This is a genomic window from Pseudomonas sp. LBUM1664, from assembly GCF_059695895.1.
The window spans coordinates 4,375,466-4,394,831 of record NZ_CP166791.1; the positions used below are offsets into that span (position 1 = coordinate 4,375,466).

A 19,366-nucleotide genomic window follows, 5' to 3' on the forward strand; every position below is an offset into this window, starting at 1 on the left:
TCCCACGGATTGTCTATAAATAACCTCGCGTTCACTCGTTTGGCACGGCCGCTGCACGCTTGCGCTATCTCCCTCCTCCCGCAAGGACCGCCACATGACTCAGAACGATCCGGGTAACGACTATCCCTTGAGCGAAGTCCCGATGCATGCCCGCAAGGGCCTGGCCTCCACGGCCATGGTGCTGCTGGGCTTTACCTTTTTCACCGCCACGATGTTTGCCGGCGGCAAGCTGGGGGTGGCGTTCGGTTTTGCCGAGATGCTCACCGTCATCGTCATCGGCAATCTGCTGCTGGGCCTCTACGCGGCGGGCCTGGGTTACATCGCCTTCAAGAGCGGGCTCAATTCGGTGCTGATGGGCCGTTTCTGTTTTGGCGAGGTAGGCAGCAAGCTCAGCGACTTGATCCTGGGGTTCACCCAGATCGGCTGGTACGCTTGGGGTACCGCAACTGCAGCGGTGGTATTGGGCAAGTATTTCGAGTTGAGCCAGGGCACCGTGCTAGGGCTGATGGTGCTGTTCGGCCTGGCATTCTGTGCCACGGCCTATGTCGGCTATCGCGGGCTGGAAATCCTGTCGTACATCGCGGTGCCGGCCATGATGTTGCTGCTGATGCTGTCGATGTGGGTCGCGACGGTGAAGGTCGGCGGCCTCGATGGCTTACTGGCGGTGGTGCCTACGGGCAGCCTCGATTGGTCCACGGCCATCACGCTGGTGTTCGGCACTTTCGTCAGCGGTGCCACGCAGGCGACCAACTGGACGCGGTTTTCCCGTTCGGCGAAGGTCGCGGTGCTGGCGAGCCTGATCGGCTTCTTCCTCGGCAATGGCTTGATGGTGCTGATCGGCGCCTACGGGGCCATCGTCTATCAGCAACCAGACGTGGTCGAGGTGCTGCTGTTGCAGGGTTTTGCCATGGCGGCGATGGCGATGCTGCTGCTCAACATCTGGAGCACCCAGGACAACACCATCTACAACTTCGCCGTGGCCGGCTGCAACCTGCTGCGCACCCGTCGGCGCAAAATCGTGACCCTGGGCGGCGCGGTGATCGGCACGCTGCTGGCGCTGCTGGGCATGTACGATCTGTTGGTGCCGTACCTGATTCTGCTGGGCACGGTGATCCCGCCCATTGGCGGCGTGATCATGGCTGATTTCTTTTTCCGCTGGCGCGGCCGCTATCCACGTCTGGCCGAGGCGCAACTGCCGGCTTTCAACTGGCCCGGGCTGTTTGCCTATGGCCTTGGCACCGTCGCCGCGTTCAACTCGCCGTGGGTGGCGCCGCTGGTAGGAATCGCCACTGGCGCGCTAACGTATATGCTATTGATCGGCGTAATGGGTACCCGCACCGCCGACGCACCACTACAAGATCTTTGAAAAGGACTCGCCTGATGCACATCATCAACGCCCGCCTGCGCAACCGCGAAGGCTTGCATGAACTGCACCTGGAAAACGGCCTGATCGCCAGCATCGCCCGCCAGACCGAGGCGCCCAGCCTGGGGCTCGAAGACCTCGACGCGGGCGGCAATCTGGTGGTGCCGCCCTTCGTCGAGCCACACATCCACCTGGACGCCACCCTCACCGCCGGCGAACCGCGCTGGAACATGAGCGGCACGCTGTTCGAGGGCATCGAGTGCTGGGGCGAACGCAAGGCCACCATCACCCAGGAAGACACCAAGACTCGCGCCAAGAAAACCATCCAGACCCTCGCCGTCCATGGCATCCAGCATGTGCGCACCCACGTCGACGTCACCGACCCCAACCTCACAGCCCTCAAGGCCATGCTGGAAGTTCGCGAGGAAAGCCGTCACCTGATCGACATGCAGATCGTCGCGTTTCCCCAGGAAGGCATCGAGTCCTACCGCAACGGCCGCGAACTGATGGAAGAAGCGATCCGCATGGGCGCCGATGTGGTGGGCGGTATTCCGCATTTCGAGTACACCCGCGACCAGGGTGTCAGCTCGGTGAAATTCTTGATGGACCTGGCCGAACGCACCGGCTGCCTGGTGGATGTGCATTGCGACGAAACCGACGATCCGCACTCGCGTTTTCTCGAAGTGCTCGCCGAAGAAGCCCGCAGCCGCGACATGGGCGCGCGGGTCACCGCCAGCCACACCACGGCCATGGGCTCCTACGACAACGCCTACTGCGCCAAACTGTTCCGTCTGCTCGGCCACTCGGGCATCAGCTTTGTCTCCTGCCCCACCGAGAGCATCCACCTGCAAGGGCGCTTCGATAACTTCCCTAAACGCCGCGGCGTCACCCGGGTCAATGAACTGCTCGAAGCCGGGATGAACGTGTGCTTCGGCCAGGACTCCATCGTCGACCCGTGGTATCCCCTGGGCAACGGCAACATTCTGCGGGTACTCGAAGCCGGCCTGCACATCTGCCACATGCTCGGCTACCGCAACCTGCAAAGCGCCCTGGACCTGGTTACCGACAACAGCGCCAAGGCCATGGCCCTGGGCGAACGCTACGGGCTGGAGCCCGGCCGCCCGGCGAACCTGCTGATCCTGTCGGCCGACAGTGATTACGAAGTGATCCGCAGCCAAGGGTTGCCGCTTTACTCAATTCGCAAGGGTGAAGTGTTGATGAAGCGGCAGATGCCGGTGGTGGAGTTTGGGCCTCAGCTAGACTGAGGCACACACATCCTGTGGACGCGGGCTTGCTCGCGAAGACGTCATTGGCCGCGCCGCAGAACTGCCAGATTTTCTACGGTGCAGGCCGCGCCGTACCGAACAGGCTGACCCGTACCAGCTCGCCAGACTCCTCCTCCAGCAGGATCGGCGCAGTACCGCCGGGCATCACGACACTCACCGGCCCCGCCGACACCCAACCCACCCGCCACGCGGCGCTGGCCACCGCGCTGGCGCTGGTGCCCGAGGACGCGGTGGGACCTTCGCCCCGCTCAAACACCCGCGCAGCGATTCGCCCTTCGGCTTCAAGCCAGGCCCATTGCAGATTCACACCCGCCGGGCACGGAATCCCGGCCCCACCGGGCGTTGCATAAGCGATACGGGTCAGGCTTTGCAACAGCGCGGTGGCACGCATTTGCGGGTTGCTCGGCAATGCCTCGACGCCGTTCACCAGGGTCACACAGTGAGGATTGCCAATGCGCACGAACTGGCTGTTGCCCCACGCCGGGCTCAACCCGTGGAGCGCTGCCACTCGACTGACTTCGCACTGGTTGAAAATCACCTTTTCCAGGTCTTGAGCACCGACAGCCTGGGGACCGAACGCCGGTCGCCCCAGATCCAGCCAAAAACCCTGCACACCCTCAAACTCAGCGGCACGAACCGAAGTTTGCAACGGTGACAGGCCTTCGTGTTTGTCGTGATAAACCTGCAACACGCAATCACCATCACCCGGCATCAAGCCTTGCTCTTGCAGGGCCTGGGAGAAAATCGTCAGGCCGTTGCCACTGCGCTCGGCCAGGGTACCGTCGGTGTTGACGATCAGCAGATCAAAAGGCGCCTCGCTCTGGAACGGGCCGATCAGCAACCCATCGCTGCGATGGGCCTTGGCATCCGGCGGCACTTCGCCCGCAGCCCAACTGCAGAAGGTATGCACGGCAGCCGTAGCCCAGGATTCGCGCGTTTGCGCGGCTTGCGCAGCTGAGCGCGGCAAGTCAATGCCACGGGCACGGACCTGCTGCGGTGAAACAACACCATAAATATTGCCGCGCGCGTCATAAAACTGCGTCATGGCCCCACCCTGAATCAGCCAGCAAGAGCCGGTACTTTATGCTGCCAAAGGCTGTGGGAGCAAAGCTTGCTCGCGACACAAATGCCTTGGCCGGCACCTCGGGGTCGCGGTGCGGTCAGTGGATATGCAAGCATAGGGGCCTGCCCGCATCACCGCACCGCTGCGCCAAAAGGATGTTTCATGACTGCCATTACGCCCGCGCCAACCTTCATCCCCGGACGCCTGGAACAGATGTCCACACGCATCGCCTATCTGATCGCCGGTGTCGGTATCGCCGCCTGGGCGCCGTTGGTGCCATATGCCAAGGTGCGGGCGAACCTGGACGAAGGCACCCTCGGGTTGCTGCTGTTGTGCCTGGGGGTGGGCTCGATTCTGGCGATGCCGATTTCCGGCGCACTGGCGGCGCGGTTCGGCTGCCGGCGGGTCCTCTGCGGCGGCACGATCCTGATCTGCCTGGCATTGCCACTGCTGGCGACCATGACGTCGCTGCCCTGGCTGGTGGCCGCCTTGTTCGCGTTTGGCGCCGGGCTCGGCACCGTGGACTCGACCGTGAACCTGCAAGCAGTGATCGTCGAACGGGCCAGTGGCAAAACCATGATGTCGGGTTTCCACGGCATGTTCAGCCTCGGCGGGATCATTGGCGCGGCCGGAGTGAGCGCCCTGCTCGGCCTGGGGCTTTCGCCGCTGTCGGCGATGCTGGTCGTCAATGCCGTGTTGCTACTGGCGCTGTTCAAGGCTGCGCCGCACTTGCTGCCCTACGGCAGCGAAAGCTCGGGCCCGGCATTTGCCATTCCCCACGGCGTGGTGCTGTTTATCGGCATTCTGTGTTTCATCGTGTTCCTGGCCGAAGGCGCGGTGCTGGACTGGAGCGCCGTGTTCCTGACCACCGAGCGCGGTGTCGAGGCGGCCTACGCCGGGCTGGGTTATGCCGCGTTCGCGCTGGCCATGACCGTCGGCCGGCTGACCGGTGATTCGGTGGTGCATCGCTTGGGCGCCAAACGCGTGATCATCTACGGCGGTGCAGTCGCTGCCGCCGGGTTCCTGCTGGCGACCCTGGCACCGATGTGGCAAGCGGCGCTGTTGGGGTATGCGTTGGTGGGCGCCGGGTGTTCGAACATCGTGCCGGTGCTGTACACCGCCGTCGGCAAACAGACCCTGATGCCTGAAGCCATCGCGGTACCGGCCATCACCACCATCGGCTATGCCGGCATCCTCGCCGGCCCGGCAATGATCGGGTTTGTCGCCCATGGCAGCAGTTTGAGCTTTGCGTTTGGGTTGATTGCGATGTCGTTGGTGGCGGTGGCAATAAGCGGGAAAGTGTTGAAGGTTTGAGCCTTCCGCAACCCTTTGTCAGCCTGCAAAACCGTGGCATGTCGCGAACTGCCCGTCGGCGATTTGGCGTCGAAACGCTCAGGCCCGGCGTACCGTCAAACACACCGCCAGCATCCCGCACATAATCAAGGTCCAGCCCAGCGCCTGACACCAGGCAGCGAGCATCAACGCCCCCCCGATCAATACGTAATAGAACAAGCCAAACAGCGCGCCGGCCGTACCCAGGCAGTCACCATAGCGAACCAGCGCGGCGCCCAGCACGTTGGGTATGGCCATACCAAACGCCAGCACGACCAACAGCATCGCCACAACAAAGCCGCCACTGCCGAGCAGGCCCTGAACACTCACCCCACCGATCAGCAGCACCACTGCCGCCATAGCCGATAACTGACGGCCGTCAAAACCCCGCGCAAGCAGTCGCTTGTTCAGCCACGCCCCCAGGCCCGAACCCAGCGCTAGAATCACGCCGCTGTAACCGAACAAAACCGGGCTCAATCCGAGCCGTTCAAACTGGAACGGAGCGAGGTTGTAGTAACTGAACAGCGCAACGTTGAAGGCCGCCACCAGAAACGCCGAACGCCAGATGGCCGGGTCTTTCAACATGCGCCACAGCGTCTTCGACATGGGTTGCGGTGGGAGGCGGACCGGCAGGGTTTCGGGCAAGGATCGTGCGCACCACAGCAGTAGAATCAGCGACAACATCAACAGGCCGCCGAGTACGCCTTGATAGCCAAAGAGTCGTACGAGCCAGGCCCCACTGAACAAGCCAATCGCCGGGCTGGCCGCCAGGGCGATGCCAATCACCGAGAAAATCTGGCCCAGTTGCACACCCTGGTAGCGATCACGCAGAACCGTCTGGGTGACCACCGAACCGACCGCCGCACCAAACGCAGCCAGAGCCTGGACCGCCAGCAAGGCGTTGAAGGTGTCGACGCTCAACCCCAACACCGTCGCCGCCGCATACAACGCTAGCCCACCCAACATGGCGGGCCGACGACCGATGCGATCACAGACGCGCCCCCACACCAACACTCCCAGGGCGAACCCGAGGAAAAACACGGATAGCATCTGCGCCGCCATTTCGGCGCTGACGGCAAAGGCCAGGCTAATGTCGCCCAATGCGGGGCTATAGAGGGTCTGGGCAATTTGGGGAAACATCACCAGGGCAATCGACAGGCTCAGTAAAGGTCGCAAAGTCATGGGCAAGCTCGATCAAAGAGATGCGAGCAGTCTACGAAGCCATGACTGTCGTATTATCCGAAGTCTGACAATTGATCCTTGAAATCGGACAACTTATGGCTTGGCTCGATTCCCACGCCCGGTTCGACCCTGACCGCCATGACGCACCGGTTATCGGCATCGCGGCGACATTGGGTCATCACGACTCCGGCCTGCACCAACATCAGCGCGGGCAGCTGCTATTTACACGACAAGGCTGTGCGCGCATCACCCTCGCGCAGCAGTTGTGCCTGCTGCCTCCATCGCGAGCCGCCTGGATTCCGTCGCTGACGCCACACCGCGCGGTGATGCAACAGAGCGTGGATTACCGATCGATCTACCTGACGGCAGCGCTATGCGCCGACTTGCCGTCACAGGTGTGCATCATTGACGTCTCGCCGCTGCTGCGCGCCGTACTCGAACCGATCACCGACGCGCCGTTCGACAGCGACTGGGCGCAAGGTCGTAACTCGCATTTGCTGGGGTTGTGCCTGAGCGAAATCCGCGAGGCGGCGCCACAGCCGATGCTGCTGTCGCTGCCTCAAGACAAACGCCTGGCACCTCTGCTGGCGACACTGGACCGTTTACCGCCGACACTGGATAGGTTGGAGCGACAAATCGGCGCCAGCGGCCGAACCATCGGAAGGATTTTTCAACGGGACACCGGCATGGGTTATCAACAGTGGCGCCAGCAATGGCGCTTGATGCGCGCCATTGAGCTGCTCGCCACCGGTCGTAGCCTGAGCTACAGCGCGTTTGAACTGGGCTTTGCCAGCGACAGCGCCTTCATCGCCTTTTTCAAACACATGACCGGTGTCACGCCAAGGGCTTATCTGGCCTGATGCCGCGCAGCCTCATTCCTCAGGCATTTTCCGAAAGCCCACCGCCAGACGGTTCCAGCCATTGATGGTGTTGATCGCCAGGGTCAGGTCAACCATTTCCTTGGGAGTGAAATGCTGGTTCAGCAGTTCATAGTCAGCATCTGGCGCATGGGTGTCGCTCAGGCGTGTCAGCGACTCGGTCCAGGCCAGCGCGGCACGTTCGCGTGGTGTGAAAAACGGTGCTTCGCGCCAGGCGGTCACGGCGTACAGGCGACGCTCGGTCTCGCCGTCCTTGCGGGCATCGGCGGTGTGCATGTCGATGCAGAAGGCGCAGCCGTTGATTTGCGAGGCACGCAGCTTGACCAACTCCAGCAGGGATTTCTCCAAGCCCAGTTTCGAGACAGCGGTTGCCAGGGCCAGCATGGCTTTTAAGGCGTCAGGGGAAGCGGTGTAGAAATCGATACGCGGTTGCATGGTGAACTCCAGAACAATGGGGTGTGGCGCTACGTTAGCCCTGCGCTGGCGTTGGACAAATAGCCAATTGTTGGGAAGTTTGGGTGGCCAATGGAGGCTGGTAGAGAACACTAGGTATCTACTTTGTGGGGGTAGGTGCCTGCTCTAGAGCGGTCAAGCCCGGCTGCGCAACCATTGCAGAAAATGCCTCTTGGCGATCGGTTTGGGGGTGTCGCGGGTCAGGTTCTGGGCGAGGTGCAGGCGCACGTCCAGCAGGTTTTTCATGGCGTCGTTGATGTCGCGACGGGCGTCGAGGCAGGGTTTGAGGTAGCTCTGCTCGATGCGATAAAGGGTGCAGAATGTCTTGGCCGAAAAACTCGCCAGCGTGGCCTGGTCGGAAACGATCCCGGCTTCACCAATGACCTCACCCGGCCCCATCCGTCCGGCCTCGAACGGCTGGCCGTTACGAAACAGGGTCACGCTGACCACGCCGGATTCAACGATGAACAAGTGATCGCTGACCTCCCCGGCCGGCAAAATCATGTCGCCGGCGCGGAATGTCTGCAACGTCATGTTCTGGCTGAAGGTGTCTTTCTCGTCCTGGCGCAGGGTGGAGAAAATGCTCGAGCTTTCCAGCAACGCCCGGGGCCGCGACACACCAATGGGCGAGGCGCTTTCGCTGGTGGACAACAGGCTCATGCCCGAAGCCTGCAAATGCCGGAACGCCAGGTCGTACAGCTGGTTGCGCACCTCACGCTTCTGGGCCATGGACGCGACGAACCCGCTGATCTCGTATTCCGCGCCGTCACTGCTGGTGCTTTTGAGGGTCACGCAGGGGGCCGGGCTGGCGAGCAAAGAACGACAGCCGATCATCGCCCGCTCCAACGCGTCGATCACGTTCTGTGGCCGCGCGTGAGGGCTGACCTGGATGCTGATGGACAACCCGTGCACATCGCTGGGTCGACTGAAGTTGATGATCTTGGCCTTCGCCGCCAGTGAGTTGGGGATCACCGCCATGCTGCCTTGGGCGGTCTGCAACCGCGTGGCTCGCCAGTCGATGTCGGTGACCCGGCCTTCGGTGCCGTCGATGGAAATCCAGTCATCGAGTTGATACGGCTTGGTGGTGTTGAGCACGATCCCGGAGAACACGTCGCTGAGGGTGCTCTGCAAGGCCAGGCCGACGATGATCGCCATCGCGCCGGACGTCGCCAGTACGCCCTTGACCGGCAAATCCAGCACATAAGCCAGTGCCGCGATGATGGCGATCAGGAAGATCAACGCGCCGAGCAGATCCTGCAACAACCGCCCGGTATGGCCGACACGTTGCATCATCACCGCGCCGATCATCACCGTCAGGGTTCGCGCGGCGAACAGCCACCAGGCGATTTGCAGACCGGTGGCCGCCAGGTGTCGCGGCACGTCATCGACCCACTGCGCCGGCTCCATGGGGTTGAGGCCTTCGTTGAACAGCAGCGCGCTGAACAACGAAAAAATCACCAGCCGCCCGCCGATTTTCCAATAGGTCCGATCCGCACTGACCAGTCTCCACGACAGCAAGTCGAGCACAAGCAGCGCCAGGGCACAGAGCAGCGGGTGATCGGTGATCAGAGACAGCATCGGGACAGCTCCAGGAAAGAACATTGGCGAAGATTGGCACAGATTGAACACTGTGTAGAGATCACCGCAAACCCCTGTGGGAGCGGGGATGACTGGTATTCGCGTCAGTCGTCCATCCGGCCGAAACGCCCGGAGTGGAAATCGTTGAAGGCCTGGTGGATTTCCTGCTCGCTGTTCATCACGAACGGGCCATGGCCGACGATGGGTTCGTCGATGGGCTCGCCACTGAGCAGCAGCACCACCGCGTCGTTATTGGCTTGCAGGCTCAACTGGTCGCCGGCCCGGTCGAACAGGGCCAACTGCCCCTCCTCGACCCGCTCGCGACCGTTGACCAGAACCGTGCCTCGCAGCACCACCAGTGCGGTGTTGCGGCCCTCATGGAGGTCGAGGGTCAGGCTTTTTCCAGCGTTCAACCGAATGTCCCAGACGTCGATGGGCGTGAAGGTCTTCGCAGGGCCTTGATGCCCCTCGAAGGTCCCGGCAATCAGGCGCAGGCTGCCGGCGTTGTCCTTCAGGGCGATGTTCGCAATGTCGCCCTTGAGGATCGTCTGGTAGCCGGCCGGGGCCATTTTGTCCTTGGCGGGAAGGTTGACCCACAGCTGAACCATTTCCATGAACCCGCCCTGTTGGGCGAAGGCTTCGGAGTGGAACTCTTCGTGGATGATGCCGGACGCGGCGGTCATCCATTGCACGTCGCCGGGGCCGATTTTGCCGCCGCTGCCGGTGGAGTCCCGGTGTTCCAGTTCGCCCTGGTAGACGATGGTCACGGTTTCAAAGCCCCGATGAGGGTGCTGGCCGACACCGCGACGCTCGGTGGTGGGTGAGAATTCGGTTGGGGCCGCGTGGTCCAGCAGCAGGAACGGACTGATGTGCTTGCCCAGGTTGTCGTAGGAAAACAGCGTGCGAACCGGAAAGCCGTCGCCGACCCAATGGGACCGCGGGCTGGTGTAAAGGCCGATGATGTTTTTCATGCTGTGTCTCCAATCTGGTATTGCGATTCGATGGACACAGATTAAAACCGGGACCTTTGATGCGCTAGACTGCAAAAATCAGCCTTAGCGTTCTACCAGGAGAACGATCATCGAAGACCTGAACACGCTTTACTATTTCACCCAAGTGGTCGAACACCGTGGTTTCGCGGCCGCCGGCCGGGCGCTGGACATGCCCAAGTCCAAGCTCAGCCGGCGCATCGCCCAATTGGAAGAACGGCTTGGGGTGCGGTTGATTCATCGCACCAGTCGCCATTGTTCGTTGACGGAAATAGGCCAGGCCTACTACCAGCGCTGCCTGGCGATGCGGGTCGAGGCCGAGAGTGCGGCCGAAGTGATCGAACGCAACCGCTCCGAACCCCAGGGGCTGGTGCGCATCAGTTGTCCGACGGCGCTGCTCAACAGCTGGGTCGGCCCGATGCTGACCCGCTACATGCTCCAGTACCCGCGCGTGGAGTTGTTCATCGAGAGCACCAACCGCCGGGTCGATCTGATCCATGAAGGTTTCGACATCGCGCTGCGGGTGCGTTTTCCGCCGCTGGAAAACACCGACATGGTGATGAAAGTGCTGGGCAACAGCACCCAATGCCTGGTGGGCAGCCCGGTTTACCAGGAACGCTTGTCCTCGCCGGCCTCCCCGGCTGATATCAACGGTTTGCCCAGCGTGCACTGGGGCGCGGCGCAGCGTGAATATCAGTGGGAATTATTCGGCCCGGACGGCACCAGCGCGTTGATCCGCCATGCCCCGCGCATGGTCACCGACGACCTGCTGGCCCTGCGTCACGCCGTGTTGGCGGGGATTGGCATCGCCCACCTGCCCGCCGTGGTGGTGCGCGATGACCTCGCTGCCGGACGGCTGGTGGAGTTGGTTCCGGGCTGGGCGCCAAAGTGCGGGATCGTTCATGCGATCTTTGCCTCACGTCGCGGGTTGCTGCCGTCGGTTCGAAGCCTGATTGATTTTCTGGCCGAGGAATTCCGCCAGAGTGATATGGCTTAACCCGGGCGGAGATGGTCTTAGCAGCGATGAGCCTTTGCAAGAATTCATAGATGATTGCGCTTGGCAAAATCCGACAAGCCCACCAGTGATTTCAATCCGAGTTTTTCCAACAGGCGGGTCTTGTAGGTGCTGACCGTTTTTGGACTCAGGAACAAGGCCTCGGCAATGTCCTTGCCGCGCATGCCCATGGCCAGCATCCGAAGAATGGATAACTCGCGGGTGGAAAGGCTCTCCAGGGCCTGCTGTTCAGTGCGCTGGTGAAGATCCAGCCTGACGGGCATTTGAGGAAAATAGGAATAACCGGACTTCAACGCATGGATGGCCTTGGTCAGCTCCTTCAGGTCGCTTTTCTTGGTCACAAAGCCCCTGGCCCCGGCCGAGATGCAACGGTTGCAGAAGTGCTGCGCATCCTGGGAAGTGAACACCAGCACACCACATTTAGAGAACTGGGCCGTGATCCAGACCAACAGGTCCAGCCCATCGAAACCGTTCATCACCAGGTCCAGGATCACCAGGTCTGGCACCCCCTCTTTAATGAGGGCCTTGGCATCGATCACGCCGCTGGCGTCTCTGATGCGGGTAAACCCTTCGTTCTGGCAAATAAGCCGCAATGCCCCTCGTATGACAGGGTGGTCATCTATGATCAACATATCTTTCAAGGCAATTCCCCGGGTGAATGCCAACGACGCCGACGCCATTAATGCATCGGAATGTTGCACAAGCGATAGGCCAAGCCACCTGTCAGATCTGACAGTGCCGACCAACGGACAGTATCAACCTCTGTGGCCCCGCCTGAGAGAACTTCCCCAGGGTTGCGTCGACTCGCTGACCTCATGATCAACCTGCACCATCAGGCGCCGAAGTGAAGCGAGGTCAGGCAGTTGGGCAGGGTTCAAGTGCATGCTGGGTCGACGCGCGGCCGTCACCAACGACGGGCCGACCTGTGGCGAGTTGTAGATCATCCCGTGCCGAACCTGCGGGTTATCGAGGAAAAAACCGAGCAGATCCAACGCCCCGTTTGCCAGGCCGGCATTGACCACGACCAGGTCGAACGGCTCGCTGCCGTACTCCACCAACGTCAACAGCTCCTGCACATCACTCACGGGGGCAATCCGGAAATAGCCCTGTTGATTGAACAAGCGCTCAAGCTCTACGCGATGAGGATGGTGTGTGTCGGCAATCATGATACGTAATGCTTTGTTCGGCATGACAGGCGTCCCGATGGCAACGCGACAGGTATGAACCGGCTCGCGAACGTTAAGGGGCGTCAGGCTAGAGGAAGGTTTTGAGGGGCGCTGTAGGACGATTCCTAAAAAACGGAGGAAAAGGCGTAATGCCGATCAGTTAAAGGGAATTAGAGCTTGTGGCGAGCTCGGCGGCTATTCGCGCTAAGACTCGAGGGGGCCGCTTCGCGGCCCAGCGGGAGCAAGCTCCCTCGCCACATAGGTCGCCAGTCGGTCGCCCAGGTGTTCCATGGCTTGGCGCACCTCATCCACCGCTTCGGCGAGCAACGATGGGTCGAGCCCCCGACAAGCATTTTCCAGGGCCTCGCAGGCGGCGATCAGGCCTTGCGCATTGATGATCCGCGCCGCGCCCTTGATCCGATGCGCCAGGTCCGCCAACCCGGGTAAATCGTGCTGGGTGAACAAGCGCATCAGTCGCGAGGCGTCTTGGGCATTGCTGCTGATCAGTTCCCCCAGTAATTGCTTGATTGAGGCCGTGTCGCCGCCGGTCAGTTGCTCGAGGCTGGTCAGGTCCATATCGTCGGTGGACGCGCGGGGCTCCACGTCGTCGGGCGGCGCAACGGGATCCGACACGACCGAAGCCAGGTGCGCACTCAGTTCCTTGAGGCTGATGGGTTTGAACAGGCAGTCGTCCATGCCGGCTTCGGCGCAGCGGTGCTTTTCCTCGGGCTGGGCATTGGCCGTGAACCCCAGGATGACGCCCGGCGACAAGCCCCGCGCCCGCTCCTCGTCGCGAATGGCGCGGGCCAGTTCGTAACCGCTCATCAACGGCATGTTGCAGTCGGTGATGACCACATCAAAGTGTTCGGCGCGCCAGGCGCGCAACCCCTGAACACCGTCCTCTGCATCCTGGACGCGATACCCCAGATAGCTCAGTTGCTGGGACAACAGCAGGCGGTTGGCAGGGTAGTCGTCGACCACCAGAATGTTCAGCGCCCGGACCGGTATCAGCGCCTCGACCTCGACCAGCGGCGCTTCTGTCAGAGCGGCGAGCAAGGGCAGGCTCAGCAGGATCTCGATCTGCGTGCCCGCCCCCGACACACTGCTCAACGTCAGGGTGCCCCCCATCATTTCGCACAGGGTGCGGCTGATCACCAGCCCCAGCCCGGAACCGCTACGGGCCGACTGGGTGTCATTGCTGGCTTGGGTAAAAGGGCTGAACAGGCGTCGTTGGTCCTCGACCGAAATACCGCTACCGGTGTCTTCGACTCGCAGACAGATCCCCAGGCGCGCGTCGGCACGAGCTGGTTCGGCTCGCACACTCAGGCGCACCTGGCCCTGGTCGGTGAATTTGATCGCGTTGCTCAGCACGTTCGAGACGATCTGCTTGAAGCGCAACGGGTCAATCAATACGTCTTGGTTGATCGCGCTGTCCAGGTCCAGTTGCAGGCGCAGGTGTTTCTGCCGGGCCAGCCCTTCGAAAACCCGCGCCACCGACTCGATCAGCTCCCGCAGGTTGGCCCGCTGCGGCGCCAGCGACAGCCTTCCTGACTCGATCCGGGCGATGTCGAGGATATCGCCGATCAAGCCCAACAAGTCGCGGGCGGCGCCCGAAGCGACTTCAATGGCAAACCGGTCCGGGACGCCCTGCTCGGCTTTTTTCAGGGCCAGTTCCAGCATGCCGATCACCGCATTCATGGGCGTGCGGATTTCATGGCTCATGGTCGCCAGAAAGGTGGTTTTGGCCCGATTGGCGTCGTCGGCGCTTTCCTTGGCCAGCCGCAACTGCTCCAGCAGGCGCCGCAAGTAAGCGACCCAGCCAAAGGCCAGCAGCAACAGCAGCGCTGCAATGGAAAACCCTTGGACGATGGTGGTGCGGTTGCGCAGCCAGTAGCTGTCATCGATCACCACTTCACTGCGCCAGCGGTTGGTCAGCTCGTCCATTTCCTCAGGGGAAATGCTCAGCAACGCCTTGTCGAGGATCGAATACAACTCCAGCGCACCCCGGTTGGTTGCCAGGGCAATACGCGCCGGCAAGGTGCCCACGGTACTGGTGACTTGCAGTTTGTCACGGTACTGACGGGAGATCAGGTAGCGGGCGCTGATCAGCGAATTGACCGCGCCGTCCACCGTGCCGGCAGCGACCATGGCCATGGCGTCGGGCACGTTTTCAGCCGGTACCAGCTGCACCCGGGGGAATTGTTCCAGCAGGTATTCATGCAGCACGTTGCCTCGCACCAGTGCCAGCCGCTTGCCGTCCATTTGGTCCAGCGTGAGCGGGGCCTTGGCCTTGAGAGACGCCACTAGCACGAACGGATTGGTCAAGTACGGCCGGGTAAAGCGCAACTCATCCTCCAGCTCGGTGCTGGGTGTGAAGGCCGCCAGTACGTCGGCCTGGCCGCTCTTGACCCGCTCGATCAGGTCTTGAACCGAGTTGCCACGCTGGATATCGAACTTCAAGCCAGTGCGCAAGCTGATCCTGGCCAGTACATCGGCGCTGATACCGCGCAACTGACCTTGCTCATCGATGAACGTCAGCGGCAGTAAGTTTTCGTTGATGGCCACCTTGATTCGCGGATGTGCATCCAGCCAGCGCTGTTCATTGACGCTGAAATGCAGCGTTTGCTGACCCGGCATGCTCGCGCCGCCAGCGCTCCAGCGCCGCAGGATGGTCATGCGTTCGCCGGCGGGAATGGCTTGTAGCGCGGCGTTGATCATGCGCAGCAGGCGCACATTGTCACGACTGACCGCAAAGGCGAACGGCTGCACTTCCATGCGCGAGAAATCCGCCAGTTGGACATTGTTCAGGTAGTTCTTGCTGATCAGGTAATTGGAGCTGATGGAATCGCCCAGATAGACGTCGGCCTGGCCAAACGCCACGGCGCCGATGGCGCTCAAGGTCGAGGGGTACAACTGCAAGGAGGCATCGGGATAGAACGCCTTGACCGTGTCCGGCGGCAAGTAGTGATAAAGCATCGCCAGCCGCTTGCCCTCCAGGTCCGTGGGCAAGTCCTGGCTGTCGTCGACACGGGCCACCAGGGTGGGCAGGTCATCGGCGTAAGCCTGGGACATCGCCAACCCAGGCTCGCTGGCCTCGAAGCCGTTGGCCGTGCCGAGCATGTCGATCTCACCGGCGCGCAGGGCTTGGAGCGATTCGGCACGGGACGGATAGCGCTGCACCTGCACCTGGACGTGCAATAACTGCCCCAACAACTGGGCATAGTCGGCGGTCAGGCCTTCATAGTCGCGGCCATTGCCGGTCATGCCGAAAGGTGAATAATCCGGTGCCGAGGCGCCCAGCAGCAGCGTGCCTTTGTGACGCAGCCAGGCCCAGTCGGCTTCCTCCAAAGACACCGAATAGTCGCTCACACTGGAGCGCCCGAGCACGTGCAGCGACTCGGGTACCGCGCCAGCCTGTGGCGCCACACTCAATGAGCCCAGCAACAGCGCCGCCAGGCCTGTGCGTAAAAGCGTCATTTGGATCAGGTTGTTTCGCTTGGCGTAGTCGGCCCGGAACACCAACGACTTCACGTCAAGTCAGGGTGACCGGCTGATAGGTTCCGGCTGCCAAAGCGAGGGAACAGCGAACCGTCAAAACGCCTGTAAAACATGCAAGAGGCGTGAAATGAGTATAGGAAGTTTCTGAGGAATTTCCTGGCGGGTTGGCGGGCGGATTCGTAGGAGCTGGCGAAGCCTGCGATCTTTTGATCTTTTCGCTTGGGATTCAAGCGTCAGGGGAAAGATCGCAGCCTCGCTTCGCTCGGCAGCTCCTACGCTGTGGCCAGCTTCAGGTCGCGTACTGCGTGGGCCTGTCCGCGATTTTTCCCGTGCTCATACAGCGAGCCGGCGATCTCATCGGCGCGCACCGGCAGGATCGACAGCAAGGTATCGCTCAGGCCATGGCTGGCCTGGCAAAAGCCCTGCATGTAGATCGCCGCCTTGCAACGCTCGTCGGTGATCAATTTGTAGTTGCGGTCTACCTCGAAATCCCCCAAGTACTGCGCAAGCGGCGCCAACAACGCGCGGTGCATCTGCCGTTCGTAACCGGTGGCCAGCACCACCGCGTCGTACCGGCGCACGGTTGACTCGCCGGTGGCGTTATTGCGCACCGCCAGTTCCACGCCAGCGTCGGTGGCCGTGGCTTTCTCGATCGTGGTGAGGGTACGGAACGCATGGCGGGCCACGCCGGAGACTTTCTGGCGATAGAAAATCCCGTAGATGCGTTCGATCAGGTCGATGTCCACCACCGAATAATTGGTGTTGTGGTATTCGTTGACCAAACGCTCGCGCTCGCTGTGGGGTTGCTGGAACACCAGGTCGGTGAATTCCGGCGAGAACACTTCATTGACGAACGGGCTGTCGTCGGCCGGTTTGAGGGCCGAGCCGCGCAGGATCATGTCGACCTGCACCGAAGGGAAGCTGTCGTTGAGGTCGATGAAGGCCTCCGCAGCGCTCTGGCCGCCACCGATGATCGCGATCTTCATCGGCTGGCCGTTCACGCACGGCTGGGTCGCCATGCGCTCCAGGTACTGGGAATGGTGGAACACCCGGCTGTCATCCTTGAAGGCCTTGAACGCCTCGGGAATACGCGGCGTACCGCCGGCACTGACCACCACCGAACGGGCGGTGCGCACGAACTCTTCGCCCTGGCTGCCGCGGGAAATCACCCGAAGGGCTTCGACCTGCTGGTTGTGCAGCACCGGCTCGATGCGCAGGACTTCTTCGCCATAGCGACTCTGCTCGGCGAACTGCGCGGCTACCCAACGCAAGTAGTCGTTGTACTCCATACGGCACGGATAGAAGGTGCCGAGGTTGATGAAGTCCACCAGACGGCCATGGTGCTTGAGGTAATTGACGAACGAATAAGGGCTGGTGGGGTTGCGCAGGGTCACCAGGTCCTTGAGAAAGGAAATCTGCAACTCGCTCTGGGTCACCAGGGTGTTGCCGTGCCAGCGGTAGTCGGCCTGCTTGTCGAGGAACAGCACATCCAGTTCGCCCTGAACCGGGCCCCGCTCCTGCAGCGCAATGGCCAACGCCAGGTTCGAGGGGCCGAAGCCGATGCCGATCAAGTCGTGAACGATGGGCGATGCGGTTGCCTGTGTCATGTCCAGTGTCCTCTGGAGAAGCCCTCAACAGGGCGCGAAAAGCGTGTGGTGACCTGACCGACCTTTGGCAGTCCGGCAAGTCGTCTGTTAAGAGGAACGAGGACAATGGGGAAAAATTTACCGCGGCCCGATCAGCGTGACGACATCCGGCAAGCGTCCCACCGCCGCACCCGAATGCGGCAATACTTCATGGCGTTGACGATGTGTTTTTTCCAGCAGCGCCCGGGAAATACCCAGGCGCTCAGCCACTCGGTATGCGCTCGGCAGCTCCAGGACCGTTGGGCTCACGCGCCAATAGCCATCCCGAAGCGCCGATGATGCACACTCAACTGATCCTTGATCAGCCGTAGCACCCTGGCCTCGTGCTCATGAATAAAGAAGTGCCCGCCGGCCAGCATGTCCACCGAGAAGCTGCCCGAGGTTTCCCGGCTCCAGCCAATCAGTTGCTCGGTGCTGGCCTTGTCGGTAGTGCCGCCAAGCACATGCACCGGGCAGTTGAGCCGTGGTCGCACCCGCGGCTGGAAGCGCCCGCACAGCAGAAAATCCGCCCGCAACACCGGCAGGGTCAAAGCCATCAGGTCTTCATTGGCCAACACTTCTTCGCAGGTGCCGTTGAGGGTGCGCAGCTGTTCGATCAATTCGGCATCGTTTTTCGGCTCGGCGAAGCCGCGGTCGTAATCGGCCCGCATCGTCGGTGCCGCGGTGCCCGAGGCAAACAGCGCCACCGGTTCCGGGCAACCCAGCTCACGCAAGGCATGGGCGATTTCACAGGCCAGCAACGCACCCAGGCTGTGGCCGAACAGGGCGTAAGGCGCCTCAAGCGAGTGTCGCAGTTCCCGAGCCAATTGCATCGCCAACGGGCCCATGTCGGTGTGCAGCGGCTCGTTGAAACGCGCCCCGCGCCCCGGCAGCTCCACCGGCTGCACCTGTAACCACTGGGGCAACTTGCGCCGCCAGCGGCTGTAAACCATCGCGCTGGCGCCGGAATACGGCAGGCACAGCAGGGTCAGTTGGGTCACTGCGGTTTTCTCCGATCGGTCGTGTATGAAAGATAACGAAGCTGCAACAGGCCGAATTAGTCAAAGTCGCTGCACTTGTTCCATGCCGCCACCCGCCCCTTATAATGGCGACCTCTCGGCTCGGCCCACCGCAAAGGAGAACGCCATGAGTTGGTCTGCCCAGCAATACGTCACGTTTGAACAGGAACGCACCCGTCCGGCCCGGGACCTGCTGGCCGCCATCTCCACAGTGGAGGCGCGCTCAGTGATCGACCTGGGTTGCGGCCCCGGCAATTCCACCGAACTGCTGGTGGAACACTTCAACGGTGCAACGGTGCGTGGCCTGGACAGTTCCAGCGACATGATCCAAGCCGCTCGCCAACGCTTGCCCGCCGTAGCGTTCGACACCGCCGATATCGGCCGATGGAACGAACCCGGGCCGTTCGATGTGATCTTCGCCAACGCCGTGCTGCAATGGCTGCCCGACCACGCCACCCTGCTGCCATCGCTGGTGAGTAAACTCGCGCCAGGTGGCAGCCTGGCGATCCAGATGCCCGACACCCTCCATCAGCCGTCCCACCGCTTGATGCGGGAAATCGCCGCCAACGGTCCTTGGGCCAGCCAACTGGCCGGGGCAGCCGATACCCGCACAGAAGTGGCGGATGCCAGCACCTATTATTCAATCCTCAAGCCCCATTGCGCCCGCGTCGACGTGTGGTGCACCACCTACCATCACCCACTGGCCGGTGGCGCTGCGGGCGTGGTGGAGTGGTTCAAGGGCAGTGGCTTGCGGCCGTTTCTCGACCCGCTGGATGAGGCGCAGCGCGCGCAGTATCTGGAGCAATATCTCAAGGCTGTCGAACAGGCTTATCCAGCCCTGGATGACGGGACGGTGCTGCTGCCGTTTCCGCGGGTGTTCATGGTCGCGACACGCTAGGGCGATAATCGGCCAAACAAG

The 19,366-nt window shown here is 61.9% G+C and carries 16 protein-coding genes and 1 pseudogene; 6 read left to right on the top strand and 11 right to left on the bottom strand.

Going from position 1 to position 19,366, the window contains the following annotated elements:
* The first annotated feature begins 94 nt into the window (after window positions 1-94).
* Together codB and codA are read left to right on the top strand one after the other, a co-directional pair.
* Complete coding sequence (gene codB / locus ACA047_RS20355) at window positions 95-1,366, top strand: cytosine permease (RefSeq protein WP_497352350.1); 1,272 nt, start codon at window positions 95-97, stop codon at window positions 1,364-1,366.
* 14 nt (window positions 1,367-1,380) lie between these two features.
* Window positions 1,381-2,628: a cytosine deaminase gene (gene codA, locus ACA047_RS20360; protein WP_497352352.1), complete on the top strand. Its 1,248-nt coding sequence runs from the start codon at window positions 1,381-1,383 to the stop codon at window positions 2,626-2,628.
* A gap of 73 nt (window positions 2,629-2,701) precedes the next feature.
* Here codA and ACA047_RS20365 read toward each other — a convergent pair whose 3' ends face one another.
* On the bottom strand, window positions 2,702-3,694 hold the full coding sequence (locus tag ACA047_RS20365) for a diaminopimelate epimerase (RefSeq protein WP_497352354.1): 993 nt from the start codon (window positions 3,692-3,694) through the stop codon (window positions 2,702-2,704).
* Window positions 3,695-3,874: 180 nt separating this feature from the next.
* Here ACA047_RS20365 and ACA047_RS20370 point away from each other — a divergent pair, with 180 nt between their 5' ends.
* Window positions 3,875-5,026 (top strand): MFS transporter, encoded by a 1,152-nt coding sequence (locus ACA047_RS20370; RefSeq protein WP_497352356.1) that lies wholly within the window; start codon window positions 3,875-3,877, stop codon window positions 5,024-5,026.
* A gap of 78 nt (window positions 5,027-5,104) precedes the next feature.
* Here the strand turns inward: ACA047_RS20370 and ACA047_RS20375 are convergent, their stop codons facing one another.
* Window positions 5,105-6,226 (bottom strand): MFS transporter, encoded by a 1,122-nt coding sequence (locus tag ACA047_RS20375; RefSeq protein ID WP_497352358.1) that lies wholly within the window; start codon window positions 6,224-6,226, stop codon window positions 5,105-5,107.
* A 95-nt stretch (window positions 6,227-6,321) separates the two neighbouring features.
* Between ACA047_RS20375 and ACA047_RS20380 the strand changes: the two genes are divergently transcribed.
* On the top strand, window positions 6,322-7,086 hold the full coding sequence (locus ACA047_RS20380; RefSeq protein WP_497352360.1) for an AraC family transcriptional regulator: 765 nt from the start codon (window positions 6,322-6,324) through the stop codon (window positions 7,084-7,086).
* Between the two features lie 12 nt (window positions 7,087-7,098).
* Here the strand turns inward: ACA047_RS20380 and ACA047_RS20385 are convergent, their stop codons facing one another.
* The 3 genes from ACA047_RS20385 to ACA047_RS20395 all read right to left on the bottom strand — a co-directional run bounded on the left by ACA047_RS20385 (window position 7,099) and on the right by ACA047_RS20395 (window position 10,106).
* Complete coding sequence (locus tag ACA047_RS20385) at window positions 7,099-7,539, bottom strand: carboxymuconolactone decarboxylase family protein (RefSeq protein ID WP_497352362.1); 441 nt, start codon at window positions 7,537-7,539, stop codon at window positions 7,099-7,101.
* 153 nt (window positions 7,540-7,692) lie between these two features.
* Window positions 7,693-9,135: a mechanosensitive ion channel domain-containing protein gene (locus tag ACA047_RS20390; RefSeq protein WP_497352364.1), complete on the bottom strand. Its 1,443-nt coding sequence runs from the start codon at window positions 9,133-9,135 to the stop codon at window positions 7,693-7,695.
* 104 nt (window positions 9,136-9,239) lie between these two features.
* A complete protein-coding gene (locus tag ACA047_RS20395; RefSeq protein ID WP_497352366.1) occupies window positions 9,240-10,106 on the bottom strand; it encodes a pirin family protein in 867 nt (288 codons plus the stop codon).
* 109 nt (window positions 10,107-10,215) lie between these two features.
* On the opposite strand from ACA047_RS20395, the gene ACA047_RS20400 reads away from it, so the two are divergent.
* On the top strand, window positions 10,216-11,121 hold the full coding sequence (locus tag ACA047_RS20400) for a LysR substrate-binding domain-containing protein (protein ID WP_497360462.1): 906 nt from the start codon (window positions 10,216-10,218) through the stop codon (window positions 11,119-11,121).
* Between the two features lie 44 nt (window positions 11,122-11,165).
* Here ACA047_RS20400 and ACA047_RS20405 read toward each other — a convergent pair whose 3' ends face one another.
* The 6 genes and pseudogenes from ACA047_RS20405 to ACA047_RS20430 all read right to left on the bottom strand — a co-directional run bounded on the left by ACA047_RS20405 (window position 11,166) and on the right by ACA047_RS20430 (window position 18,429).
* On the bottom strand, window positions 11,166-11,780 hold the full coding sequence (locus tag ACA047_RS20405; protein ID WP_497352368.1) for a response regulator: 615 nt from the start codon (window positions 11,778-11,780) through the stop codon (window positions 11,166-11,168).
* A 114-nt stretch (window positions 11,781-11,894) separates the two neighbouring features.
* Entirely contained in the window at window positions 11,895-12,329 is a 435-nt protein-coding gene (locus tag ACA047_RS20410) for a response regulator (RefSeq protein WP_497352370.1), read from the bottom strand.
* 180 nt (window positions 12,330-12,509) lie between these two features.
* Window positions 12,510-15,782, bottom strand: coding sequence for a transporter substrate-binding domain-containing protein (locus ACA047_RS20415; protein WP_497360464.1), 3,273 nt, complete (start codon window positions 15,780-15,782; stop codon window positions 12,510-12,512).
* Window positions 15,783-16,075: 293 nt separating this feature from the next.
* A complete protein-coding gene (locus ACA047_RS20420) occupies window positions 16,076-17,410 on the bottom strand; it encodes a lysine N(6)-hydroxylase/L-ornithine N(5)-oxygenase family protein (protein WP_497352372.1) in 1,335 nt (444 codons plus the stop codon).
* Between the two features lie 131 nt (window positions 17,411-17,541).
* Window positions 17,542-17,659, bottom strand: a pseudogene (locus tag ACA047_RS20425) (hypothetical protein); the annotation flags it as partial.
* A gap of 35 nt (window positions 17,660-17,694) precedes the next feature.
* The gene (locus ACA047_RS20430; RefSeq protein WP_497352374.1) at window positions 17,695-18,429 is read right to left on the bottom strand and encodes a thioesterase II family protein; all 735 of its coding nucleotides are present in this window, start codon (window positions 18,427-18,429) and stop codon (window positions 17,695-17,697) included.
* Between the two features lie 145 nt (window positions 18,430-18,574).
* On the opposite strand from ACA047_RS20430, the gene tam reads away from it, so the two are divergent.
* Complete coding sequence (gene tam / locus ACA047_RS20435) at window positions 18,575-19,345, top strand: trans-aconitate 2-methyltransferase (RefSeq protein WP_497352376.1); 771 nt, start codon at window positions 18,575-18,577, stop codon at window positions 19,343-19,345.
* Window positions 19,346-19,366: the final 21 nt, after the last annotated feature.